Source organism: Marinobacter orientalis (genome assembly GCF_004792665.1).
Taxonomy (GTDB): domain Bacteria; phylum Pseudomonadota; class Gammaproteobacteria; order Pseudomonadales; family Oleiphilaceae; genus Marinobacter; species Marinobacter orientalis.
The window spans coordinates 568,091-591,981 of sequence record NZ_SRZX01000001.1; the positions used below are offsets into that span (position 1 = coordinate 568,091).

The window sequence follows — 23,891 nt, forward strand, 5'->3', positions numbered from 1 at the left end:
TGAATTGAAGGATCGCCCCGTCAGGAGAAAGCCTTTTCTGACACCTTACACCAATTGTACGCCCGCTCACCAGAATCGGCCCATCCATGTCGGCCACTGCAGGGGTGTCAATTCCCATGGCCGCTTCCGATATCCGGGCGGGTCAGCCCTTAAATCCCTTGCACACCTGATAGATCTCCCTCGATCGTGAGCGGGAGGAGTCAGGCTTCCTGCTGACAACGGTGCCGAAACTTTTACGCATTTCGGCCAGCAGGGTATCAAATCCCTCGCCCTGAAAAACCTTGGCAACAAACACACCGCCCGGCTTCAGTACCTGCCTCGCCATATCCAGTGCCAGTTCCACCAGGCCCATGGCATTGGGAATATCCACCGCAGCCATACCACTCATATTGGGTGCCATATCTGAAATTACAACATCAGCCCGACGGTCACCCATTAATTCCAGCAATTCATCCAGCACTGGTTGCTCGGTAAAATCGCCCTGGACAAACTCCACGCCCGCAAGCGGGCTCATTTCGAGAATGTCGCTGGCTATGACCACGCCGCTGTCGCCAACCCGCTCCACAGCCACCTGGGACCATCCGCCGGGAGCCGCGCCCAGGTCCACAACAATCTGCCCGGGCCTGAACAGGCGGTCTTTATCATCAAGCGCAATCAGCTTGTAGCTGGCGCGGGAGCGATAGCCGTCTTCCCTGGATTTTTTGACCCAGACATCATCGAAATGTTCCTTCAGCCAGCGATCACTGGTTTTTGAACGGGCCAAAACCTACCTCCAAAAAACATACTGCCCGGAACCTGGATACGTGGTAACTGCGATTTCACCGGCCGGGCGATCTGTTACAATCCTGACATTATACGGAATCGTCCGCTGTTTAGCCGCTGACGTTTTGTTAATTGCATCCATAAAGAGAATACATAATGAGTCTTTCGCCAGAACAGCGCCGGGAATACCGGGGCATCGCCCATGACCTGAAGCCAGTCATCATTGTTGGCGACAAGGGCCTGACTGAAGGGCTTCAGGAAGAGCTGGAGCGCGCCCTGAATGATCATGAGCTGATCAAGATCAAGGTGGCCAGCCAGGATCGCGAAGCTCGCCAGGAGGCTGTAGCCGCCCTTTGTGAAGCTTCAGGTGCGGAACTGGTGCAGACCATCGGCAAGATTGCCGTGATCATGCGCCGGGCGAAGAAACCCAATCCGAAGCTATCCAATCTGCTGCGCCAAAAGCACTGAATCAGTCGCCGGCAACCGGCACGAAAACAAAAAGCCGGCGGGGAATTCCCTGCCGGCTTTTCTGGTTTCAGAACAGACCGGGCTTCAGATGTGTTCTACCTGTTCGATTTCGTATTCGACAGTGCCGGACGGCACCCGGATCGCCACCACGTCTCCTTCACTCTTGCCTACCAGTGCCCGGGCAATGGGCGAGGAAATCGACAGCTTGCCTGCTTTGATGTCGGCCTCATCCTCGCCAACAATCTGATAGGTTACCTGTTCATCGGTATCTACGTTGAGCAGGCGCACCGTGGTACCGAAAATCACCCTGCCGGTGTTCTCGATGGTGTTGACATCGATGACCTGGGCCGCAGACAGCTTGCCCTCGATTTCCTGGATGCGGCCTTCGATGAAGCTTTGTTGCTCCCGGGCGGCATGATATTCCGCATTTTCTTTCAGGTCGCCATGCTCACGGGCATCGGAAATAGCAGCGATCACTCGCGGGCGATCTTCGGACTTCAGTTTCTGAAGCTCCTCGCGGAGGCGGGCCTCACCCGCTTTTGTCATGGGTACTCTGTCAGCCATAGTCTTACTTTCCTGCGTGTAGATCCTGGAGGCGGCGTACTGTGCGCTCAGGGCCGAACATAATCGCCCTGCAGAATGCTTCGCCGCCCGCCAGTGTTGTTGTATAGGTCACCTTGGACTGCAACGCGGACTGGCGAATCTGAGCCGAGTCTGAAATGGCCTTGCGTCCTTCGGTGGTGTTGATAATTAACTGAACCTGACCATTCTTGATGGCATCCACAATGTGCGGGCGCCCTTCCCGTACCTTGTTCACCCGGTCAACGGTAATGCCGGCCTCCTTGAGCGCCTTCGCCGTGCCGGTCGTGGCAATCACCTTGAAGCCCGCGTCGACAAGATCCTGCGCCACCTTGGCAGCTCCCGGCTTGTCAACGTCACGAACCGACATGAACGCCGTCCCCTTCACCGGCAGGCGCTCACCGGAGGCCAGGGCCGCCTTGGCAAAAGCCTCATCAAAGCTGTCGCCAATACCCATCACCTCACCGGTGGATTTCATTTCCGGCCCCAGGATCGGATCGACCAACGGGAACTTGTTGAACGGGAACACTGACTCCTTGACGGAATAATGGGTCGGCACAATTTCCTGCGTGAATCCCTGTTCCGCCAGCGACTTGCCGGCCATGACCCGCGCCGCCACTTTGGCGAGGGATACACCAATGGCCTTGGAGACAAACGGAACCGTCCGCGAGGCCCGGGGGTTCACTTCGATAACATAGATCCGCCCGTCCTGCCACGCCAGCTGAACGTTCATCAGGCCGATGACATCCAGCTCAATGGCCATCTTGCGCACAGCTTCGCGCATCTCATCCTGCACGTCCTTTGGCAGCGTGTAGGGCGGCAGTGAGCAGGCGGAGTCGCCTGAGTGCACGCCGGCCTGCTCAATGTGCTGCATGATACCGCCAATGACGACATCCTTGCCGTCACTGATTGCATCAATATCCACTTCGATGGCGGCATTCAGGAAGTGGTCCAGCAATACCGGGCTGTCGTTGGAGACCAGAACCGCATTACGCATGTAGCGAACCAGTTCCTCCTCGTCGTAAACGATCTCCATGGCACGGCCACCGAGCACGTAGGAGGGGCGCACCACCAGCGGATAACCGATGTCCCGCGCCGCCACAATGCCTTCCTCGTGGCTGCGCACGGTGGCGTTTTCCGGCTGGATCAGGCCAAGGCGGCCTATCATCTGCTGGAAACGTTCGCGGTCTTCGGCACGGTCGATGGCGTCCGGACTGGTGCCGATAATGGGCACGCCTGCCGCTTCCAGGCCCCGGGCCAGTTTCAGCGGGGTCTGGCCGCCGTACTGGACAATCACACCTTTCGGTTTCTCGACGTGGATGATCTCCAGCACGTCTTCCAGGGTGATCGGCTCGAAATACAGGCGGTCCGAGGTGTCGTAATCGGTGGACACGGTTTCCGGGTTGCAGTTGATCATGATGGTTTCATAGCCGTCATCGCGCATGGCGAGGGCAGCATGAACGCAGCAGTAATCAAACTCGATACCCTGGCCGATGCGGTTGGGACCACCCCCGATCACCACAATTTTCTCGCGGTCGGAGGCATCCGCCTCGCACTCTTCCTCATAGGACGAGTACATGTAGGCCGTAGACGAGGCAAATTCCGCAGCACAGGTGTCCACCCGCTTGTAAACGGGGCGGATGTTCAGCTCATGGCGCAGCTTGCGCAGGCTGACTTCGGAGATACCCAGCAGCGTCGCCAGGCGCGCATCCGAGAAGCCCTTGCGCTTGAGACGGAACAGGGTATCGCGGTCGATATCGGCCTTGCCTGCGGACTTGAGGGCACTCTCCTCTCTGATCAGATCCTCGATCTGAACCAGGTACCAGGGGTCCACATGGGTGTTGCGGAAGACGTCATCCACCGAGTAACCGGCACGGAAGGCGTCACCGATGTACCACAGGCGCTCGGCGCCGGGCACATTCAGTTCCTGGGTGAGGGTTTCCTGGCCATCGGTGGTGGTCAGGTCCACCTTCTCTTCAAAGCCGTCGGAACCCACTTCCAGGCCACGCATGGCTTTCTGCAGGGATTCCTGGAAGGTCCGGCCAATGGCCATTACCTCACCCACGGATTTCATCTGGGTGGTCAGGCGGGCGTCGGCCTGGGGGAACTTCTCGAAAGTAAACCGTGGGATCTTGGTGACCACGTAATCGATGCTGGGCTCGAACGAAGCCGGGGTAACGCCGCCGGTAATTTCGTTGCGCAGCTCATCCAGGGTATAACCCACGGCCAGCTTGGCCGCCACCTTGGCAATGGGAAAACCTGTGGCCTTGGAGGCAAGGGCCGAGGAACGGGAGACCCGGGGATTCATCTCGATCACAACCACACGCCCGGTATCCGGATTTACCCCGAACTGGACGTTGGAGCCGCCGGTTTCCACGCCGATCTCACGCAGTACCGCCAGGGAGGCGTTGCGCATGATCTGGTATTCCTTGTCGGTGAGGGTCTGGGCCGGCGCCACGGTGATGGAGTCACCGGTGTGTACGCCCATGGCGTCGAAATTCTCGATGGCGCAGACGATAATGCAGTTGTCGTTCCTGTCGCGGACAACTTCCATCTCATACTCTTTCCAGCCGATCAGGGACTCGTCGATCAGCAGTTCATTGGTCGGCGACAGGTCCAGGCCACGGGTACAGATTTCCTCGAACTCGTCGCGGTTGTAGGCAATACCGCCACCGGAGCCACCCATGGTGAACGACGGGCGGATAATGCAGGGGAAACCGATATCATCAGCCACTTCCCAGGCTTCGGCCATGGAATGGGCAATGGTGGCCCGCGGGCATTCCAGACCAATCTTCTTCATGGCCTTGTCGAAACGGTCGCGATCCTCGGCCTTGTCGATGGTATCGGCGTTGGCGCCGATCATTTCCACGCCGTGCTTTTCCAGGATGCCGTGTCTTTCCAGGTCCAGCGCACAGTTCAACGCCGTCTGACCGCCCATGGTGGGCAGCAGGGCATCCGGGCTCTCTTTCTCGATGATCTTTTCGACGGTTTTCCAGGTAATGGGCTCGATGTAGGTGGCATCCGCCATGACCGGATCCGTCATGATGGTGGCCGGGTTGGAGTTGACCAGGATCACCCGGTACCCCTCTTCCCGCAAGGCCTTACAGGCCTGGGCTCCGGAGTAATCAAACTCGCACGCCTGCCCGATCACAATAGGGCCGGCACCCAGGATCAGTATGCTTTTAATGTCGGTACGCTTTGGCATCAACGTGCCTCCATCAGGCGAATAAATTCATCAAACAGCGGCGCCACGTCGTGGGGACCGGGACTGGCTTCCGGGTGACCCTGGAAGCTGAATGCTGGCTTGTCGGTGCGGCGTATTCCCTGCAGGGAATCGTCAAACAGGGATTTGTGGGTAGCCTCCAGGTTATCTGGCAGGCTGGCCTCGTCCACTGCAAAGCCGTGATTCTGGCTGGTGATCATCACCGTGCCATCTTTCAGGTTCTGCACCGGATGGTTGGCGCCGTGGTGGCCATGGCCCATCTTGATCGACTTTGCACCGCTGGCCAGGGCCAGCAACTGATGGCCGAGGCAGATACCGAATACCGGAATCTCGGTTTCCAGCACTTCGCGGATTGCCTGGATGGCGTAGTCGCAGGGCTCCGGGTCACCCGGACCGTTGGACAGGAATATGCCGTCCGGATTCATCGCCAGCACTTCCGAAGCTGGCGTCTGTGCCGGTACCACGGTGATGTCGCAGCCGCGGCCAGCCAGCATGCGCAGGATGTTCAGCTTAACGCCGTAGTCCCAGGCGACTACCCTGAATTTCGATTCGGTGCGCTCGCCATAGCCACTCTCGATATTCCACTCGCTCTGGCTCCAGGTCCAGGTTCTTTCCGAGGTCACTTCTTTTGCCAGATCCATACCCTTGAGGCCGGGAAACGCGTTGGCCAGCTCCAGGGCCCTGTCTGCGGTGACATCTGCACCGGCAACCACGGCGCCGTTCTGGGAGCCCTTGTCCCGCAGGATCCGGGTGAGGCGACGGGTGTCGATGTCGGCAATGCCCACAATGTTGTTGGTGCGCAGGTAGTCCTGCAGCGAGCCGGTACTGCGCCAGTTGCTCACCATCAACGGCAGGTCGCGGATAATCAGGCCGGCGGCCTGGACGCGATCGGATTCGATGTCTTCTTCGTTGACACCGGTGTTGCCGATGTGGGGATAGGTAAGGGTTACAATCTGGCGGGAGTAGGACGGGTCAGTCAGGATTTCCTGGTAACCGGTCATGGCGGTGTTGAACACTACTTCGCCGCTGGTTTCCCCTTCAGCGCCAATGGCGGTGCCGTAAAACAGGCTTCCGTCTGCGAGTGCAAGGATGGCTGGTGTACTCAAGGCTTGTATCCTCATCGAGTGGCGTACAGGTTCGTCACGAACAGGAACGCAAGCGCAAATTCAGGTCGCAAAAAAGCGAGAGGGAGTTGAACTCCGTCCCGCTTTTTCTATAGAGCGTTGTCAAAGCTACGCTTGGTGCAGTTAAACCGCGTCATTGTAAGAAATATGAGGCTTAGTGTCCATGCGAAATCCTGCTTGTCGCACATGGCAGCACGGGCAATTGGCTGGGGTCGAACCTCCGCAGGTCGGATTAGAGGCGCCAGCCTCGTAATCCGACAAACCTGATCAAACCACCCCTACTTCAACCCCAACACATCCTGCATGTCATACAGCCCGGCAGGCTTGCCATCCAACCACAAAGCCGCGCGCATCGCTCCCTTGGCAAACGTCATCCGACTGCTCGCCTTGTGGGTAATCTCGATGCGCTCACCCTCGGTGGCAAACATAACCGTGTGATCTCCAACCACATCTCCGGCGCGGATGGTTTCAAAACCGATCTCCTTGCGGGCGCGCTCGCCGGTGAAGCCTTCCCGGCCGTAGACGGCGCATTCCTTGAGGTCGCGGCCGAGTGCATCGGCGACGACCTCGCCCATGCGCAGGGCCGTGCCGGAGGGGGCATCCTTCTTGTGGCGGTGGTGGGCTTCAATGATTTCCACATCATAGTCGTCGCCCAAAGCTGCCGCGGCCGTGCGCAGCAGATTCAGGGTGACGTTAACGCCAACACTCATGTTGGGAGCGAAGACCACGGGGGCCTGTTCTGCAGCCAGCGCAAGCTGTTCTTTCTCGGCGTCAGTCAGGCCGGTGGTGCCGATGACAACCATCTTGCTGTTGGCTTTGCAGAATTCGGCGTTTTCCAGAGTCAGATCCGGAAAGGTGAAGTCGACGAGTACGTCGAAATCGTCTTTTACCTCCGCCAGGCTGCCGGCCATCCTGATGCCGGTTTTGCCGATGCCGGTCATTTCGCCAGCGTCGGCGCCGATGAGGCTGCTGCCCGGCTCGACAATGGCGGCACCGAGTTCGAGGCCTTCGGTGCCGTCAACAGCTTCGATCAGCACTTTGCCCATGCGCCCCGCGGCGCCGATGATCGCTACTCTGATGTCGCCCATGCTATCCGCCCTCAGAATTTCATTTCATCAAAGAAGTTTTTCACGCCCTCAAACCAGGACGTTTTCCTGGGGCCGTGCCTGTTGCCATCACCGCCATCCAGGGTTTCCTGAAATTCTTCGAGCAATTCTTTCTGACGCTTGGTTAGGTTAACCGGTGTTTCCACCATCACCCGGCATAACAGATCACCGGATGGGCCGCCACGAACCGGACTGACACCCTTGTTGCGCAAGCGGAACAGTTTGCCGGTCTGGGTTTCCGGTGGAATTTTCAGCTTCACGCGACCGTCGAGGGTGGGGACTTCCAGCTCACCGCCGAGGGCGGCGTCCACGATGCTGATGGGCACTTCGCAGTAAAGGTTGCGGCCATCGCGGGTAAAGATTGAGTGCTCGCGCACTGCAATCTGTACGTACAGATCGCCAGGCGGGCCGCCGTCGATACCCATCTCGCCTTCACCGGAGAGACGGATGCGATCCCCGGTGTCGACGCCAGGAGGCACCTTCACCGAGAGCGTCTTCTCTTCCTGAACGCGGCCGGTACCATGGCAGTTCCTGCAGGGATTCTTGATGACCTTGCCGGCACCCCGGCAGGTGGGGCAGGCCTGCTGGACGGTAAAGAAACCCTGCTGCATGCGCACCTGCCCCATACCATTACAGGTGCCGCAGGTTTCCGGGCGGGAGCCTTTTTCCGCGCCGCTGCCATCGCAGATTTCACACTCGGTATGGCCGGGTATGCGGATCTGAACGGTTTTACCTTTTACCGCTTCTTCGAGGTCCAGCTCCAGGGTATAGCGCAAGTCCGCACCGCGAGTGGTCCGGCCACGGCCACCGCCGCCAAAGATATCACCAAACACATCACCAAAGATGTCGGAGAAGCTGGCACCACCACCCCCGCCAAAGCCGCCACCTGCCTGGCCATCAACGCCGGCGTGGCCGAACTGGTCATATGCCGCGCGCTTGGACGAGTCCGACAGTATTTCGTAAGCTTCGCTGGCTTCCTTGAACTTATGGTCGGCATCTTCGTCATCCGGATTCCGGTCTGGATGATACTTCATTGCAAGCTTGCGGTAGGCTCGCTTGATCTCTTTTTCATCCGCTTCCCGGGCGATCCCGAGAATCTCGTAATAATCACGCTTGGCCATGCTCTAAAACCCTGTTGGTAAAACGAGGAAAACGCGGGAGAGCTCCCGCGTTTTCCAACTGCCTGATGGTCTTAAGTTTTATCGCTTGTCGTCATCTTTGACTTCTTCAAACTCAGCATCAACGGCATCATCGCCAGAACCGGACTGGGCACTTTCTTCTCCCCCGGCCTGTTGCGCCTGCTCTCCCTGGTCCGCATACATCTTCTGGGCCAGTTCGGAAGAGGCTTCAGCCACCTTCTGGGTCTTGGCTTCGATATCTTCCTTGTCGGAACCGGTGAGCGCTTCTTCCAGCTCCTTGACAGAAGCTTCGATAGACTCCTTCTCGCTGTCAGTCACCTTGTCACCGGCTTCGGCCAGAGTCTTGCGAACGCTGTGAACCATCGCGTCACCCTGGTTACGGGCCTGGACCAGCTCTTCGAACTTGCGATCTTCGTCGGCGTTAGCCTCGGCATCGCGGACCATCTTCTCGATTTCCTCATCATTGAGGCCGGAAGAGGCCTTGATCACGATGGACTGCTCCTTACCGGTTGCCTTGTCTTTGGCGGACACGTTCAGGATGCCGTTGGCATCGATATCGAAGGTTACTTCGATCTGCGGCGTGCCGCGAGGTGCCGGCGGAATGTCGGTCAGGTCAAACCGACCCAGTGACTTGTTCTGTGCCGCCTGCTTGCGCTCGCCCTGGACCACATGAATGGTCACGGCAGTCTGGTTGTCCTCCGCAGTTGAGAAGGTCTGCGACTTCTTGGTCGGAATTGTGGTGTTCTTCTCGATCAGCGGTGTAGCCACACCACCCATGGTTTCGATGCCGAGAGTCAGCGGCGTTACGTCAAGAAGCAGCACATCCTTCACGTCACCGGAGAGCACGGCTGCCTGGATAGCAGCACCCACAGCCACGGCTTCGTCCGGATTTACATCCTTGCGGGCTTCCTTACCGAAGAAGTTCTTCACCTTCTCCTGAACCAGCGGCATGCGTGTCTGCCCACCGACCAGGATGACTTCGTCGATTTCGCCGATCTTGGCACCGGAATCTTCCAGTGCGGTGCGGCACGGCGCAAGACTGCGCTCAATCAGTTCTTCAACCAGCGATTCCAGCTTGGCGCGGGTAACCTTTACGTTCATGTGCTTGGGACCGCTGGCATCCGCCGTTACGTACGGCAGATTGACGTCGGTCTGCTGGCTGCTGGAAAGCTCGATTTTCGCTTTCTCGGCAGCTTCCTTCAGGCGCTGCATGGCCAGAGAGTCGCCGCGCAGGTCAATGCCGCTGTCTTTCTTGAACTGATCGGCCAGATACTCGATCAGCTTCATGTCAAAGTCTTCACCACCAAGGAAGGTATCACCGTTGGTAGCCAGCACTTCGAACTGGTGCTCACCGTCCACATCGGCGATCTCGATGATGGAGATATCGAAGGTACCACCACCCAGGTCATAAACAGCCACAGTGCGGTCACCGCTTTTCTTGTCCAGGCCATAAGCCAGGGCAGCCGCGGTGGGCTCGTTAATGATGCGCTTCACATCCAGACCGGCAATCCTGCCGGCATCCTTGGTGGCCTGGCGCTGGCTGTCGTTAAAGTAGGCCGGTACGGTAATTACCGCTTCGGTTACTTTCTCACCAAGATAATCTTCAGCGGTCTTCTTCATCTTCTTGATGATTTCCGCAGACACCTGCGGCGGCGCCATCTTCTCGCCCTTCACTTCCACCCAGGCATCGCCGTTATCAGCCTTGGCGATTTTATAGGGCACCATCTTGATGTCTTTCTGGACCACATCGTCTTCAAAACGACGACCGATCAGACGCTTGATAGCGTATACGGTGTTGTTGGGGTTGGTGACCGCCTGGCGCTTGGCAGACTGGCCTACCAGTATCTCACCGTCTTCGGTGTACGCGATGATTGACGGAGTGGTGCGATCGCCCTCTGCGTTCTCGATAACCTTGACCTTGTCACCATCCATGATGGCAACACAGGAGTTTGTGGTTCCCAGATCGATACCAATAATTTTACTCATGTAATTGCTCCAATTCGGTTGTTCAATTCGATTCTGACTAGTTCCAAGGCCAATCCGGGAAAACCCGGTGCGCTGCCTGTTTACTGGCTATATTGGCGCTTTAATCTGCTTTTCAAGCCTGTTCATCGATTTTTGGTGAGCCCTCGGCCTTCGCCACCATTACCATGGCCGGGCGAACCACCCGGTTGTTCAGCGTGTAGCCTTTCTGGACGACCGCGACAACACTGTTGGGCTCGGAGTCGGGTGCCGGCACCATCGAAAGGGCTTCGTGTTGCTGCGGGTCGAACGGCTCGCCGAGCGGGTTCAACTGCTCGACGTTGAATTTTCTGAGGCTGTTCATGAACAGACTCAGGGTCATCTCGACCCCTTCGCGGATAGAGGCTACCTGCTTGTTGCCGACATCTTCCTGTGCCTCAGTGCTTTCCACGGCTTTTTCAAGGCTGTCCGCCACTGGCAGAAGCTCTTTTACGAATTTCTCCAGCGCAAATTTATGAGCCTTTTCAACATCAATTTCGGCGCGCCGGCGCACGTTCTGCATTTCCGCCTGGAAGCGCAGCATCTGCTCCTGAAATTCCTGCGCCTGTGCTTTCAGCGCTTCGGTTTCATTCTCCGGAGCATTTTCCGGGGCATCCCCGGTGCCACCTTTCTCCTGCGAGGCCGATTCAGCAGTATCCTTCAGCTCTTCCTCAACCTGTTCGTTACGCTTCTCGTCAGCGCTCATGGCAACTCCTGCTTGGTCGTCGACGGCCATAAAAACGGCCGATTAACTATTGCTCCCGGTCAGACAGCGCCGGGAAAACCGTGTTTGCGAACGGATATGGGGCCCCCAACCAATGTTTCAACCGTTGAACCCCTCATTCATCCACAAATTCTTCGGATGATGTTTGCAAACCGGAAAAACCCTGTATATATTCACAGTCACTGTATGTAACCACAGTATTCAGGAATCGAGCGGAGGAACTCTGCATGCTCACACAGCTCACTGTTTCCAATTACGCCATTGCCGAAAGAGTCGAACTTCAATTCAGCAAGGGCATGACGGCACTGACCGGAGAAACCGGTGCCGGCAAATCCATCGTACTGGACGCCCTTGGTCTTGCCATGGGCGGTCGTGCTGACGCCGGCGCCGTCCGCCATGGTGCCAAGCGGGCCGATATCACCGCAACATTCGATGTGTCCCGCATTGCCGAGGCCCGGCAATGGCTGGAAAAGCATGAGCTGGACGACGACAACCAATGCATCCTCCGCCGCGTAATCAGCAAGGATGGCCGCTCCCGCGCCTATATTAACGGCCAGCCCTGCCCACTTGCCCACCTCAAAGACCTGGGCAGCGCCCTGATGGATATCCACAGCCAGCATCAGCACCAGTCACTGCTGCGCAGGGAAACCCACCGCAAACTGCTGGACGAGTTTGCGGGCGTTGAAGCCCTCGGTGGCCAGGCCCGGGAGGCCTGGAAAACCTGGCACAAGACCCGCCAGCGGCTGACCGAGCGCCAGCAGAATGCAGACGAGACCGAAGCACGCCTGCAACTGCTGCGCTACCAGGTGGAAGAACTGGACCGCCTTGCGCTGGAACAGGGTGAACAGGCGCAGCTTGAAAAAGAGCAGGAACAGCTCAGCCATGCAGACGCCGTTCTGCATAACAGCCATCAGGCCACCCTGCTGTGCACGGAGGAGGATAACAGTGCGGCGGACCTGTTGCGCCAGGCGCTACAGCAACTGGAACAGCTTCCCGTTGAAGTACCGGAACTGGCCGAAACCATCCAGATGCTGCACGAAGCCCAGATCCAGATTACCGAGGCTGGCGACAATCTGCGCCACTTTGTAGAAGATTACGATGCGGATCCGGCGAGGCTGGCCGAAGTGGAAGAGCGCCTGAGTGCCATCTACCAGATGGCCCGCAAGCACCGCATCGCTCCGGAAACCCTGCCTGACTTCCATCAGGCACTGAGTGCCGAACTGGCCTCACTGGACGACGGCGAAGGCAGCGTTGAAAGACTGCAGGTAGAACTGGACGAACAGCGGGCCGTGTTTAACGAACTGGCCTCAGAACTCTCAGAGGCCCGCCAGCAGGCCGCCGCAAATCTGGACCAGCGAATTGCTGAAGAGCTGGCGCAACTGAGCATGCCAGCAGTGCAATTTGTCACCCATCTGAACCGTAACAAGGAAGACGAGCCGGCTCCCCATGGCCTGGAAGATATCGAGTTCCTGGTCAGCGCCAACCCGGGGCAGCCTGCACGACCGCTGGCCAAGGTAGCGTCAGGAGGCGAACTCTCACGTATAAGCCTGGCGATCCAGGTAGTGGTCGCCCAGACGTCCACCACGCCCACTCTGGTGTTTGACGAAGTCGATGTGGGTATCGGCGGCGGAACTGCCGAAGTGGTCGGTCGCTTACTGAGGAGCCTTGGCGATAACGGCCAGGTTCTGTGCGTAACACATCTGGCGCAGGTGGCAGCCCAGTGCCACCAGCACCTGTTTGTCAGCAAGTTTACAGAAGCAGAGGCCACTTACTCCAGGATCGAATCACTGGACGACGATGGCAGGGTAAGCGAAGTGGCCCGGATGCTCGGTGGTGTTGATATGACGGAACACACTATCGCCCACGCCCATGAAATGTTTACCAAGGGTCAGGCAACCCACCACTGAAGACTGCTAGAAGCGAAAGTATTCCCCTCTCGATCCTGAGAGTTGTTGGGGCGGGCCAAATACCCGCCCCTTTTTTATGTTTCGGGGCCCGGCTCTGGCAAGCTCGCGACATTCAGGACTTGAGAGGCTTGACGTAGAGAATCAGGCTGTGGTCGACAATCTCGTAACCACGCTCTCTGGCAATCTTCTGTTGCCGCTCCTCGATGACTTCGTCAACGAACTCGATAACCTCTCCGGTCTGCGTACAGACCATATGATCATGATGGTCGTCGCCGGCCATCTCGAACACCGCGTGCCCACCCTCAAAGTTGTGGCGCAGAACCAGGCCCGCAGCCTCAAACTGGGTCAGCACCCGGTAGACAGTCGCCAGGCCCACATCGTCACCCTGCTGCAGAAGCTTTTTATAAACATCCTCGGCACTGAGGTGGTGTTCCTCGGAGCTCTCCAGGATATTGAAGATTTTCACTCTCGGCAGAGTTACTTTCAGGCCGACTTTCCGCAATTCGGTGTTTTCGGATGACATGTTACGATTCACTCTTTGGTGTGCTTCACGGCTTCCGGTATGATGGAGCCGCATGTTAACGGTCAGACCGTGCCACACCTGCCCTTGGCAGGCGATTTCAAGATAGAGGATTTCCCCCGGCGATGCAAAAGATCACAGCTCTCATTCTCACTCTCATCATGACTGGCTGTGCTTTCCCAGGTGTGTACAAGATCAATGTACAACAGGGAAACATACTCACTGACGAAGAGCTGACCTCACTGGCCGAGGGAATGTCCCGCAGCCAGGTTCATTCCGTGCTGGGAACGCCTCTGATGACCAACCCGGCCGATCCTTCCCGGGAGTACTACGTGTATACCTTCCAGCGCGCCGGTGGTGACATCAAGGAACAACGGGTTATTGTTTACTACGATAACGACCGGTATTCCTACTACGAAGCACAACTGCTGGAAGAAACACCGGCTTACTGAGCCGGCATCAGGCTTTCTTCTTTGCCCGGTTGTGCCGGGCCTGCTTGGGATCGATCTTGAGCGGACGGTAGACTTCAACCCGGTCACCGTTCCTCAGCTCATGGGAAGACGGGTTCTTGATCACTTTGCCGAAGATACCCATGTCGTCCTTTTCCGGATCAATCTCCGGAAAAACCGCAGTAATACCGGATCGCCGCACCGCCTCTACCGCGGTTGTGCCCTCCTCCACCTGCAGACAGATTATTTCCTGCCTGTCTGGTCGGGCGAACGCCACTTCCACATCGATCACAACACACCTACACGATAGAGTTCGTCCGCCCGGCGGCAGAAAGCATCCACCATTGTGGTCGCCGCCTGGTTGAATACCGGCCCGAACGTCATTCGCGACAGCGACCCGGAGAATTCGAAATCCAGTGTCAGGATAACCTTGCAGGCGTTTTCGTCGAGTGATTTGAAGTGCCAGCGTCCACTCAGCTTGCGAAAGGGCCCGTCCACCAGGCTCATTTCAATGGTATCCGGCAGCAACAGCTGGTTGCGGGTGGTCAGACGATGACGGATACCACCCCTGGCAATATCCATGGAAGCCACGATCTGATCGCCGGTTTGCTGATGTATTTCTGTGTCCGCGCACCAGGGCAGAAATTCCGGGTAACGGGCCACGTCATTGACAAGATGGAACATGCGATCTGCCGGATGCATTACCAACGCGGTTTTATCGATCTGATGGGGCATTAGAGGCGAACGTCCTGCTTGATACATGCTTGAATAAATGACACTGCGGTAGCGTGACCAGCGAGGTCAGTCCTGATCAGACACTATGATAAAGGATCTCGTCGCCATTGGGACCACCTTCGCTTCCATTTGCGTCCTCGAATTCGAGGTTTTCCTCCGTTTGCGGCGATTCCTCATCCGCCGGACCGCACCAAAGCTCAGTGCTTCCGGTGTTGCACATGGCCACCATCGAGATCGCCGTGTACTGGATACCGATGTACGCAACCGCCAGAGGGAGCACCAGCCGCATAACCCAGAACCATATCCCCCGGAACAGATCGGGAGCCGCACCAAGTATGGTGAAAGTCAGGTTCCGGGTCATCCGCCAGCCGGCAAAAATGGCAATCAGGATACTCACCATTGGAATCAACAGCCCACCTGTGACCAGTTCAAGCCATCTGAACGCCGTCCCGCCCGCAAAACGCTCGCCTGACCAGACATTGAAAGACAGCAGAGACGCAAGACCCACCAGCCAGACCAGCCCCCCCATCAAAAACACCGACCAACTCCGCGGAGCTCCCGTCCATTCCTGAAACCAGCCCACAACCGGCTCCAGCAGCGCCAGGGAGGTTGTCCATACGATCATCACAATGACCAGAAACACGGTTGCAATCAGGAATTGGCTACCCGGCAAGTCCGTTAACGCTGCCGGCAATGAGAGGAACAGCAGGCCAAAGCCACGCTCTGCTTCCATAGAGTGCCCTGCGGGCACAAGCGAATAGATTGCCAGGCCTGCCACAATGGCAATCAGGGTATCCATCAGCACAACGGCCAGCACCGAGCGCTTCAGCCGAGTACCGACCGGGGTGTAGGCTCCGAACAGAGTCCATACCCCCATACCCAGCCCCAGGGTAAAAAACGCATGGAACAACGCGGCCTGGAGGCTTTCCCGGGTCACATCAGCGGGGCGGAAACTGAGCATGTAATCAGACGCACCGCGAAACTCACCAGCCCAGGCAGCGAGACCGGAAAGTACCAGCAACATCAGTAATATCAGCGGCACTACCACCCGAACAGCACGCTCGATACCGTCAGCCACACCCTGCATGGAAACCCATATCACCAGCAGCAGGAAAAACCCGTGCCAGGCCATGAAAACGCGATACTCTTCCGGGTCCGAAACCAGGGACGAGAGCATACCTGCCGCGTCAGCCTCGCCGGCGCCAATGAATCTGCCCATGGCACCATAGAAAACGTAGGCCAGGGCAATGGCGCCGAAAACAGCGGTAAAGGAGAGCACCAGAAGCGCTGCAAGAACAGCTATCCTGCCGGCCCAGACCCACCAGCGGGAACAGCGGGCCCTTCGCACATACCCGTCCATAGCCAGCACCAGGCCGTGGCGGGAATGTCGCCCCATGGTCGCCTCCGTCACCATCAGGGGCAGGGTTATCAGCACCAGGCAAAGCAGATAGAGCAGAACGAACAGTCCGCCACCGTGCTGGCTGGCCAGATAGGGGAACTGCCACACATTCGCCAGGCCGAAGGTTGCGCCGGTTGCAGCCCAGAAAAAAGTCGTTGGCCGGGTCCAGGACCCGATGGGTGTTTCGTAAGGTGTAGGCATTCCGTTCCCTGACGATATCTGAGCAGACATTGTAGCGGAGGAATTGCGACCCATACGACCGACGGCGCAACCAATCACGCCGATTTCGTGACCGGTCTGGCACTACTGAGCTACAATGCGCGCTTTTCCGGAATGAATAAGCCCGGTAAATTCCTTGTCCGACTCCGGATCATTGATTCATGAGCAAGAAGAAACCCGGCGCTCCGAGCGCCACCATTGCCCTGAACAAAAAGGCAAAACACGAATACCACATCGAGGAACGCTTCGAGGCCGGCCTTGCCCTGCTGGGCTGGGAAGTGAAGTCGCTGCGCGCCGGTAAAGCACAGCTGACCGACGCCTATGTCCTGTTGAAGGATGGAGAAGCCTGGCTCCTTGGCTCCCACATTACACCGCTGACCACGGCGTCGTCCCACGTGATTGCGGATCCGACCCGCACCCGCAAACTGCTCCTGCACGCCAGGGAAATCGGCAAGATTGTTGGCAAGGTCAACCAGGCAGGGTACACCTGCATCCCACTGGCGCTCTACTGGAAAAAGAACAAGGTAAAGTGCGAGATTGCCCTGGTGAAAGGCAAGAAGCAGTTCGACAAACGCGCCACCGAGAAAGAGCGTGACTGGAATCGCCAGAAGCAGCGTATTCTGCGCGACAACAACGTCTGACAATCACGGCACGGGCCGGTGTGGTGCATGGCAAAGGGAGAAAACTGATGTCACCCAAACAGATACCCATGTCTTCCATTGACCGCGCGTGGCTGCGCATGGATACCCCTGAAAACCCCATGATGATCTGCGGGATACTGGCACTGGACCGCCCCCTCTCCATCAGCCGCCTGAGACGCACACTCGAAAACCGCTTTCTGTGCTTCCAGCGCTTTCGCCAACGGGTGGTAGACGACGGCGACCGGGCGTACTGGCAGGATGACCCGCTGTTCCACATCGATAACCACCTGCATCAGATTGCCCTTCCGGGCAAGGCCGACAAGGCCGAACTCCAGAAACTGGCCAGCGATCTGAACAGCACCTCTCTGGATTTCCGCCGGCCGCTCTGGCAAATGCACTATATCGACAACTACGAGGGTGGCAGCGCCCTGGTGGTGCGAATTCACCACTGCATTGCCGATGGTATTTCGCTGGTGCGGGTGATGCTCTCGCTCACCGACAAGACACCCGAGCCAAAACTGAAGCGGGTTACCACTAAACCTCGGGCCATACCCAAAAAAGTTTCCACCCTGCAGCACACTCTGCACCGGCTGGTGGACAGCACCCATGCAGCAACCGATCAGGCCAGACTGTTCATCCATTCGGTGCGCGAAGACCCCGGTTACCCGATCAAACTGGCCGCCACCGCCGGCGGCGTTGCCATGGACCTGATCAAACTGGGACTGGCGCCGTTCGAACCCGACACTCACCTGAAAAGCCCGCTTTCCGGGCGCAAGCAGGTTTCCTGGGGAGAGGCACTGGACCTTGCGGAAGTGAAGGCCTGCGCCAAAACCCTCGGCGGCACCGTCAACGACGTGCTGCTCTGTGCCGCCACCGGCGCCCTGCAACGACATTTTTCCGCCAGCAATGAGCCCGCTCCGGAATGCGGCATCCGCGTAGCTATGCCTTTCAACCTGCGCCCTCTTGACCAGCCCATTGAAACCCTCGGCAACCAGTTCGGCCTGGTTCTGGTGACGCTGCCCGTGGAAGTGCAGGATCCGATCATGTGTTTCCGGCAGGTACACGAAAACATGAACCGGCTCAAACGCTCTTACCAGGCCCAAGTGACCTACAGCCTACTTGATTTATTCGGCCGCGGCCCCGATATACTGGAGCGAAGGGCCCTGGACCTTCTCAGCAACAAGGCCTCTGCGGTACTGACCAATGTGCCCGGGCCCGAGGATGCTCTATATCTGGCCGGCAGCAGATTGACCCAGCCCATGTTCTGGGTTCCCCAGAGTGGCAACATCGGCATCGGCATCAGTATTTTCAGCTATGCCGGCACCGTACAGTTCGGCATTACTGTTGATAAGGCTATCCACGCTGACCCGCAAGCTGTCATGGACCTCTTCCGGGAAAGCTTCCAGGCCCTGAGCCACGCGGCCCTGGCAGGCAGAAGGAGCGGCAGCCAGCACAAAGCCAGCCGGGCCCTGTAAGTACATCTACCGGCCGGAATGTACAAATCTCGACAAACAACCCTTGAAGTCCGGCAAACCGGACACATATACTACGAGTAAGGGGACGACATGGCTTCGACGCCGGTGGCGAACCCTTGAGTGCATGTCGAGATGGCAGCGAATCTCGTTAATCCAAAGCTGCAACGCAATAGTCGCAAACGACGAAAACTACGCACTAGCAGCGTAAGCTGCTAGTCGTCCTGACCGGGTCGCCCGTAGCCCGGAGCTACATCTCAGGACGTCATCGCTTACGGGATGCTCCTTTAACCAGAGCTCACTGGTTAAAGGCTAAGATTCAAAGAGCTCGGTTCTTGCACCCTGACTCTCGGGTCGCTTGAACTTAAATTAATAGAGAGACGCTAAACATGTAGACCTCAAGGCTGAGTACTGGCGGACGCGGGTTCAATTCCCGCCGTCTCCACCAACCAACCGAAAAGGCCCCTGAAAAATCAGGGGCCTTTTTTTATGCCTGGTGGCGAGAACCTACCGCCGGGAAGGTGTATGAACGCCTACTCTGCTGTTACTTCAGGAAGGTTATGGGCTATGCCCTGATGACAGTCGATGCAGGTTTTATCGGTCGCCTCGCGATATTCGGCGGAGTGCCTGCGCTTGGCGTAACGGTCCTGCATGCTCAGAGCCATGGCGTCGTAACTGTGGCAGTTGCGGCAAGTGGCGGAGTTGCTTGCCCGCATTTTCGCCCACACTGATTCCGCCATTTCCCGGCGATGGGCTTCGAACTTTTCAGGCGAGTCGATCTTCCCGGTAATCCATGAGGGAACTTCAATAAACGCCGCCTGTGTCTTGCGAACGACCTTGCCCCACCAGTCCTTCGGCACATGGCAGTCAGAGCAGATCGCGCGAACACCACTCTGGTTGGAGAAATGGGAGCTTTCCTTGTACTCCGGATAGACAAACGCACTCATTTCATGACATGAGGTGCAGAATTCCAGTGAGTTTGTTTCCTCCATGGTGTAATTGAAGCCACCGAGTAAAATGGCTCCCGTCACCAGCATTACGAAACCTCCCGCTGGAATCCAGAGCAGGTACTTCGTTTTCGGCCACTGCCAGAGGCGGCGCCACCAGCTCTTTTGTTCCGGATCCGAACCTTTGCCCGTTGCCATCGTTCCCACTCCTGTAGACTGGTATTCTGCCGCCGCGACCCGTCCGGATCCCTGTCAGTCTGTTTCTGACTATTTCTTGCCTTCTCTGGCGTAGTACTCAGCAAGAGCGTTGATGTCTTTCTCGCTCAGGGCCTCCATTGCAGGTTGCATTTTCTCTGGCTGCCAGCGGTCACCGTTCTTGTAATCCTGCATGGTGCGGACAAGGTAGGCCTTCCATTGACCCGCCAGGATACCCGCATCATCCAGCGCCAGGCTGCCGCCGTCGGAATGGCATTTTTCGCAACGTTGCTCGTGGATCTGTGCACCCATGCCCGCAAGATCTTCATCAACTTTCTGGTCTGCGCTCTCGAAGGGCTGATCGGAAAAATAAGCGGCGAGTTCGGTGATCTCGTTTTCGCTCAGATCTTTTGCCAGGTCACAATGATCCTCTGCAATACCTTCATGCTCCTCTTCGCCGAATTCTTCCTTTGCACAGGGTCGGGCGCCGTCTTTAAATATAAACATCTGATTTTCAAGAAAGAATGTAGAAGCGCCGGCGATGGTGGGAATGTCTTCGTCATCGCTGATACCATTTTTATTATGGCAGCTGGCGCAGTCTTCGGCTGCTGACGGAGCCTTGGCAAAAACACCAGCACTCATTGCGAGAGCGGCCAGGGCCGCAAGGATAAGAGAAGTAGTAGAACGCATGGCGAACTCCTTTGGGTGAATTCTTCCTGACTGCATGCTGAAACTGACCAACCGGATTATTAAACGGGTCGTCCTGCTTTTAGCCTGCTTGCCCGTCCCGACTAATACAATTACTAGCATCTTAAGTATTGAAGCGCCTTTGACTCAGGTCAAATAATTGCCCGGATTTGGTCAGGCACAGTGCAACTATCCGGTCGATGAACTATTTTTAATCACGTAGAGTCCATGAAAGATTGGGATCTCTGTGGCAGCAGTCCTGTTCTAAAAAGAATGAAACTCACCACCAGGCCCGGTGGCATTGCGGACAAGGAGACAATGAGCATGGCCAAGGTAACAAAAATCCATAAACCTTGTGTGCCAATCAACCAGTCATTTCGCACCATCGCACGAACGTGTGGATTGATCTGGGGCCTCATCTTCGTTCTTGTCCTTGCCGGTTGCGAGGGGGATACCGGCGACGTTGGTCCGGCAGGACCTCCCGGCCCTTCCGGTCCTCCCGGATCTTTCAATCAGGTTCCTGAAGAGCTGCAGATTCGTATAACCGATGTCTCCATCAATAGCGCCCCTGTCATTAAATTCGAAGCCACGGATCAATTCGGATTTCCGTTCGACCAGTTAACCCAGGGGCAGCCATCTTTCACAATTGCCAAACTTGTTCCCGGTACGGGAGGCGACAGCGACCACTGGCAGAGCTACCTGAACCAGATAGAAGCGGCGGGTGTGGGCCCGGGAACCGAGGACGCTGTTCAGGCCAGAACGGAAAATGACGGCACCCTGGTCAACAATGGTGACGGCACCTATGAATACACCTTTGCCACTGATCTGGATTCCGTTACCGAGCCTGTCAGCGTCCCTTTTGAACCGGATCTGACGCACCGCGTGGGGCTTGAAATCCGCGGAAGCTTTCTTGGTGAATCCCTGCCGTTAACCAATGCAGTATTCACCTTTCAGCCCTCCAGCGGGCTGACTGATAACATACCCCAGCGAAAAATCGTTGCCCAGGCCTCCTGTAATTCCTGCCACGGGGAATTGCGCATGCATGGTGATGGCCGCCAGGATGTGGATCTCTGTGTGACCTGCCATAACCCCGGAAGCACCGACGCCAACAGTGGCAACAGCCTGGATTTCCGTGTCCTTACCCACAAGATCCACATGGGTGAGCAGTTGCCAAGCGTTGAGAGCGGCGGCGAATATGTCATTTACGGGTTCCGCGATTCCAGGCACGACTTTTCCGATGTTGCTTTCCCCCAAAGCCCGCAGACCTGCGTGAAATGCCATGACCCCGCCAGCAGCGAGACACCGGATGCCAGCAATATCGTTATGCGCCCGACCATTGAGTCCTGCGGTTCCTGCCATGACGACGTCGACTTCAGCGCGGGCGAGGCAGGCGGCCATCCCGGAGGCATCGTTACAGACAACAGCGAATGTTCGGTTTGTCACGCAGAGAACAAGATTGCCGGATCGGTGCTGGAATCCCATGCCATTCCGGCCCAGGTTGCAGCCAGCCTGTTCAGCTACAACATCCTGGAAGTGAACAACACGATGCCGGGTGAATTTCCAAGCATCAAGTTTTCGGTGACAGATCCGACCAAGACCAACAACGACGACGAACTGTATTATGATCTGAAGAATAATCCGGAATTCACCAGCAGCGAGAGCCGGCTGGCGGTGATTCTGGCATGGGATACCGGTGACTATACCAATGTGGGAAGTGGAAGTGCGCCCGCCAAAGTGGTTTCAATAAATGCTCTCGCCGACTCTACCGCCAACGGCGATGGCACATTCACGGTCGTCTCGCCAGTCGCCATTCCAGTAGACGTAGAGGGTTCAGGAGCCGTCGGCATTGAGGGACACCCGGCCGCCGATCCCGATGATGACGGTACCTATGACGTAGCCGTCCCGGTGACCGGCGCCGTACACTATTTCCCGATTACCGACACCCAGGTACAGCCGCGCCGCGAAGTTGTCGAACTGGCCAGTTGCCAGAACTGTCATGGCGAAAATGACGGGCTTTCGCTCCATGGCTCGAACCGGACCGATAATGTCCAGTTGTGTGTCATGTGCCATAACCCACGCGCCACCGACATTGCGCAGCGCCCAGCGGATAACTCAGAAGAGACGGCGATTGACTTCAAGCGACTGATACATGGAATTCATGGAGCCGACAAGCGCACCGACGATCTTATTGTTTTCGGCTTCGGCAGCACCCCTCATGATTTCAGCGAGGTACGTTACCCCCGGGACTCCGGTGACTGCGTGGCCTGCCATGCCGATGGTACCTTCGAGCTGCCGTTGCCCACAGGAGTGCTCGCAACAACAGTCGATACAGGGACAGACGTATCTAGTCAGAATGACGACCAGGTCATAACAGCAACAGCGTCAGTCTGTTCAGCGTGCCATGACGACGACACTACCCAGACCCACATGGAACAGAATGGCGCGAGCTTTGGCCTTCTGGTAGAAGATACAGCCGACCTGGAAAGCTGCGCCGTTTGCCATGGTCCGGGCAGTATTGCCGACGTTCGTGCGGCCCACAATCTCAGCGACTGATAACTGATCAATATACTGAAATAACAGCTTCAAAGAGGGAACAAAAGTGATCAGGACCGGCGACCGGAAACAGAGCTATCGTTCGCGCTTGATACTGGCCGGTGTGATTGTACTGGTCGGCTGGTTTGCCGGTGGCATTGACGGAATGGCACAAGACCAGGGGGATTCATCGACCCTGGAATATACTGCCGAAGGCGCTGATGCCTGCCTGGCCTGCCATGATGAAAACGGCGAAGTCCCTGTTATGGACATTTTCAAGACACCTCATGCGGTACCGGGAGATGCAAGGACGCCGTTTGCACAGCATCAGTGTGAATCCTGCCATGGGCCCGGGGCTGAGCACGGCAAAAGGCTCCGCTTTAATCAGGAGCGCCCTCCCATTCCTGCATTTGGCGACAATGCCTTGTGGTCGAAACAGAAACAGAACGGTATCTGTCTCGACTGCCACCAGCGAGATCAGCGCATGCACTGGGATGGCGGGACCCATGAGCGACAGGACGTGGCTTGCATGGACTGTCACCAGGTGCATGTCAGTGAAGACCCGGTCACAGTGGCCCGGCGTGAAGCCGAAGTCTGCTCTGACTGCCACAGGGATGTCCAGGTCGAGTCTCACCAGATGTCATCGCATCCAATGCGTTTCGGTGACATGGCATGCTCGGACTGCCATCAGCCCCACGGTTCTCTCAATACCGCCATGCTGAAAGAACCCACACTCAATGACAGCTGCTACAGCTGTCATGCTGATAAGCGCGGGCCGTTTCTCTGGGAGCATGCTCCTGTTGCTGACGACTGCACCAATTGTCATAGCCCCCATGGTTCCAATCACCCCGCATTGTTGAAGCAACGGCCTCCGCTGTTGTGTCAGAGTTGCCATTCCCGGATTGGCCATCCCAGTATTTCCCGCACCCCCGACGATTTGCCCGGGGGAAGGGCCTCGGCGTTCCTGCTCGGTGGGAGCTGTCTTAATTGCCATTCGAAGGTGCATGGCTCCAACCATCCTTCGGGAGCCAACCTGAGCCGCTGACACACAGCGTCGGCATT

General features: G+C 57.2%; 21 protein-coding genes and 1 other RNA gene. 8 read left to right on the forward strand and 14 right to left on the reverse strand.

The window, feature by feature from the left end:
• Window positions 1-142: 142 nt before the first annotated feature.
• Entirely contained in the window at window positions 143-763 is a 621-nt protein-coding gene (gene rlmE / locus DIT72_RS02740; RefSeq protein ID WP_135953662.1) for a 23S rRNA (uridine(2552)-2'-O)-methyltransferase RlmE, read from the reverse strand.
• 155 nt (window positions 764-918) lie between these two features.
• On the opposite strand from rlmE, the gene yhbY reads away from it, so the two are divergent.
• Window positions 919-1,230, forward strand: a complete 312-nt coding sequence (gene yhbY, locus DIT72_RS02745; protein WP_135953663.1) for a ribosome assembly RNA-binding protein YhbY — start codon at window positions 919-921, stop codon at window positions 1,228-1,230.
• Between the two features lie 84 nt (window positions 1,231-1,314).
• Here the strand turns inward: yhbY and greA are convergent, their stop codons facing one another.
• From greA to grpE, 7 genes are all read right to left on the reverse strand, one after another.
• Entirely contained in the window at window positions 1,315-1,794 is a 480-nt protein-coding gene (gene greA / locus DIT72_RS02750; RefSeq protein WP_135953664.1) for a transcription elongation factor GreA, read from the reverse strand.
• A gap of 4 nt (window positions 1,795-1,798) precedes the next feature.
• Window positions 1,799-5,014 (reverse strand): carbamoyl-phosphate synthase large subunit, encoded by a 3,216-nt coding sequence (carB, locus tag DIT72_RS02755; RefSeq protein ID WP_135953665.1) that lies wholly within the window; start codon window positions 5,012-5,014, stop codon window positions 1,799-1,801.
• Window positions 5,014-6,138: a glutamine-hydrolyzing carbamoyl-phosphate synthase small subunit gene (gene carA / locus DIT72_RS02760; protein ID WP_135953666.1), complete on the reverse strand. Its 1,125-nt coding sequence runs from the start codon at window positions 6,136-6,138 to the stop codon at window positions 5,014-5,016. Before carA ends, carB begins: the two co-directional genes overlap by 1 nt.
• 296 nt (window positions 6,139-6,434) lie before the next feature.
• A complete protein-coding gene (dapB, locus tag DIT72_RS02765; RefSeq protein WP_211578539.1) occupies window positions 6,435-7,244 on the reverse strand; it encodes a 4-hydroxy-tetrahydrodipicolinate reductase in 810 nt (269 codons plus the stop codon).
• Window positions 7,245-7,255: 11 nt separating this feature from the next.
• The gene (gene dnaJ / locus DIT72_RS02770) at window positions 7,256-8,383 is read right to left on the reverse strand and encodes a molecular chaperone DnaJ (protein ID WP_135953667.1); all 1,128 of its coding nucleotides are present in this window, start codon (window positions 8,381-8,383) and stop codon (window positions 7,256-7,258) included.
• A gap of 78 nt (window positions 8,384-8,461) precedes the next feature.
• Complete coding sequence (dnaK, locus tag DIT72_RS02775) at window positions 8,462-10,387, reverse strand: molecular chaperone DnaK (RefSeq protein WP_135953668.1); 1,926 nt, start codon at window positions 10,385-10,387, stop codon at window positions 8,462-8,464.
• A 112-nt stretch (window positions 10,388-10,499) separates the two neighbouring features.
• Window positions 10,500-11,108 (reverse strand): nucleotide exchange factor GrpE, encoded by a 609-nt coding sequence (gene grpE, locus DIT72_RS02780; protein WP_135953669.1) that lies wholly within the window; start codon window positions 11,106-11,108, stop codon window positions 10,500-10,502.
• 245 nt (window positions 11,109-11,353) lie between these two features.
• Between grpE and recN the strand changes: the two genes are divergently transcribed.
• Complete coding sequence (gene recN / locus DIT72_RS02785) at window positions 11,354-13,033, forward strand: DNA repair protein RecN (RefSeq protein WP_135953670.1); 1,680 nt, start codon at window positions 11,354-11,356, stop codon at window positions 13,031-13,033.
• Between the two features lie 112 nt (window positions 13,034-13,145).
• Here recN and fur read toward each other — a convergent pair whose 3' ends face one another.
• Window positions 13,146-13,556 carry a ferric iron uptake transcriptional regulator gene (gene fur, locus DIT72_RS02790; RefSeq protein ID WP_135953671.1) on the reverse strand — a complete coding sequence of 137 codons (411 nt, stop codon included), beginning with the start codon at window positions 13,554-13,556 and terminating at the stop codon, window positions 13,146-13,148.
• 122 nt (window positions 13,557-13,678) lie between these two features.
• Between fur and DIT72_RS02795 the strand changes: the two genes are divergently transcribed.
• On the forward strand, window positions 13,679-14,005 hold the full coding sequence (locus DIT72_RS02795; protein ID WP_135953672.1) for an outer membrane protein assembly factor BamE: 327 nt from the start codon (window positions 13,679-13,681) through the stop codon (window positions 14,003-14,005).
• Window positions 14,006-14,012: 7 nt separating this feature from the next.
• Here DIT72_RS02795 and DIT72_RS02800 read toward each other — a convergent pair whose 3' ends face one another.
• The 3 genes from DIT72_RS02800 to DIT72_RS02810 form a co-directional block, all read right to left on the reverse strand.
• On the reverse strand, window positions 14,013-14,294 hold the full coding sequence (locus tag DIT72_RS02800; RefSeq protein ID WP_169449973.1) for an RnfH family protein: 282 nt from the start codon (window positions 14,292-14,294) through the stop codon (window positions 14,013-14,015).
• Complete coding sequence (locus tag DIT72_RS02805; RefSeq protein ID WP_135953673.1) at window positions 14,291-14,737, reverse strand: type II toxin-antitoxin system RatA family toxin; 447 nt, start codon at window positions 14,735-14,737, stop codon at window positions 14,291-14,293. The genes DIT72_RS02800 and DIT72_RS02805 overlap by 4 nt, the downstream gene beginning before the upstream one ends.
• A 76-nt stretch (window positions 14,738-14,813) precedes the next feature.
• Window positions 14,814-16,337: a sodium-dependent transporter gene (locus tag DIT72_RS02810; protein WP_135953674.1), complete on the reverse strand. Its 1,524-nt coding sequence runs from the start codon at window positions 16,335-16,337 to the stop codon at window positions 14,814-14,816.
• Between the two features lie 179 nt (window positions 16,338-16,516).
• Here DIT72_RS02810 and smpB point away from each other — a divergent pair, with 179 nt between their 5' ends.
• From smpB to ssrA, 3 genes are all read left to right on the forward strand, one after another.
• Window positions 16,517-16,996 (forward strand): SsrA-binding protein SmpB, encoded by a 480-nt coding sequence (smpB, locus tag DIT72_RS02815; RefSeq protein ID WP_135953675.1) that lies wholly within the window; start codon window positions 16,517-16,519, stop codon window positions 16,994-16,996.
• Window positions 16,997-17,043: 47 nt separating this feature from the next.
• On the forward strand, window positions 17,044-18,471 hold the full coding sequence (locus DIT72_RS02820; RefSeq protein ID WP_135953676.1) for a WS/DGAT/MGAT family O-acyltransferase: 1,428 nt from the start codon (window positions 17,044-17,046) through the stop codon (window positions 18,469-18,471).
• Window positions 18,472-18,552: 81 nt separating this feature from the next.
• Window positions 18,553-18,916: a transfer-messenger RNA gene (gene ssrA, locus DIT72_RS02825) on the forward strand.
• An 85-nt stretch (window positions 18,917-19,001) separates the two neighbouring features.
• On the opposite strand, the gene DIT72_RS02830 is transcribed toward ssrA, so the two are convergent.
• Together DIT72_RS02830 and DIT72_RS02835 are read right to left on the reverse strand one after the other, a co-directional pair.
• Window positions 19,002-19,613 carry a NapC/NirT family cytochrome c gene (locus DIT72_RS02830; RefSeq protein WP_135953677.1) on the reverse strand — a complete coding sequence of 204 codons (612 nt, stop codon included), beginning with the start codon at window positions 19,611-19,613 and terminating at the stop codon, window positions 19,002-19,004.
• 69 nt (window positions 19,614-19,682) lie between these two features.
• A complete protein-coding gene (locus DIT72_RS02835) occupies window positions 19,683-20,300 on the reverse strand; it encodes a c-type cytochrome (protein ID WP_169449974.1) in 618 nt (205 codons plus the stop codon).
• A gap of 321 nt (window positions 20,301-20,621) precedes the next feature.
• Between DIT72_RS02835 and DIT72_RS02840 the strand changes: the two genes are divergently transcribed.
• Window positions 20,622-22,850: an OmcA/MtrC family decaheme c-type cytochrome gene (locus DIT72_RS02840; protein WP_168355008.1), complete on the forward strand. Its 2,229-nt coding sequence runs from the start codon at window positions 20,622-20,624 to the stop codon at window positions 22,848-22,850.
• Window positions 22,851-22,896: 46 nt separating this feature from the next.
• The gene (locus DIT72_RS02845; protein WP_135953679.1) at window positions 22,897-23,874 is read left to right on the forward strand and encodes a DmsE family decaheme c-type cytochrome; all 978 of its coding nucleotides are present in this window, start codon (window positions 22,897-22,899) and stop codon (window positions 23,872-23,874) included.
• Window positions 23,875-23,891: the final 17 nt, after the last annotated feature.

Coding starts and splice junctions, on each gene's coding strand:
- dapB (WP_211578539.1), bottom strand. CDS start 7,244: ATGGGCGACATCAGAGTAGCGATCATCGGCGCCGCGGGGCGCATGGGC.
- DIT72_RS02840 (WP_168355008.1), top strand. CDS start 20,622: ATGGCCAAGGTAACAAAAATCCATAAACCTTGTGTGCCAATCAACCAG.
- yhbY (WP_135953663.1), top strand. CDS start 919: ATGAGTCTTTCGCCAGAACAGCGCCGGGAATACCGGGGCATCGCCCAT.
- dnaK (WP_135953668.1), bottom strand. CDS start 10,387: ATGAGTAAAATTATTGGTATCGATCTGGGAACCACAAACTCCTGTGTT.
- DIT72_RS02820 (WP_135953676.1), top strand. CDS start 17,044: ATGTCACCCAAACAGATACCCATGTCTTCCATTGACCGCGCGTGGCTG.
- recN (WP_135953670.1), top strand. CDS start 11,354: ATGCTCACACAGCTCACTGTTTCCAATTACGCCATTGCCGAAAGAGTC.
- DIT72_RS02795 (WP_135953672.1), top strand. CDS start 13,679: ATGCAAAAGATCACAGCTCTCATTCTCACTCTCATCATGACTGGCTGT.
- DIT72_RS02835 (WP_169449974.1), bottom strand. CDS start 20,300: ATGCGTTCTACTACTTCTCTTATCCTTGCGGCCCTGGCCGCTCTCGCA.
- DIT72_RS02805 (WP_135953673.1), bottom strand. CDS start 14,737: ATGCCCCATCAGATCGATAAAACCGCGTTGGTAATGCATCCGGCAGAT.
- carB (WP_135953665.1), bottom strand. CDS start 5,014: ATGCCAAAGCGTACCGACATTAAAAGCATACTGATCCTGGGTGCCGGC.
- grpE (WP_135953669.1), bottom strand. CDS start 11,108: ATGAGCGCTGACGAGAAGCGTAACGAACAGGTTGAGGAAGAGCTGAAG.
- DIT72_RS02810 (WP_135953674.1), bottom strand. CDS start 16,337: ATGCCTACACCTTACGAAACACCCATCGGGTCCTGGACCCGGCCAACG.
- fur (WP_135953671.1), bottom strand. CDS start 13,556: ATGTCATCCGAAAACACCGAATTGCGGAAAGTCGGCCTGAAAGTAACT.
- DIT72_RS02830 (WP_135953677.1), bottom strand. CDS start 19,613: ATGGCAACGGGCAAAGGTTCGGATCCGGAACAAAAGAGCTGGTGGCGC.
- smpB (WP_135953675.1), top strand. CDS start 16,517: ATGAGCAAGAAGAAACCCGGCGCTCCGAGCGCCACCATTGCCCTGAAC.
- greA (WP_135953664.1), bottom strand. CDS start 1,794: ATGGCTGACAGAGTACCCATGACAAAAGCGGGTGAGGCCCGCCTCCGC.
- dnaJ (WP_135953667.1), bottom strand. CDS start 8,383: ATGGCCAAGCGTGATTATTACGAGATTCTCGGGATCGCCCGGGAAGCG.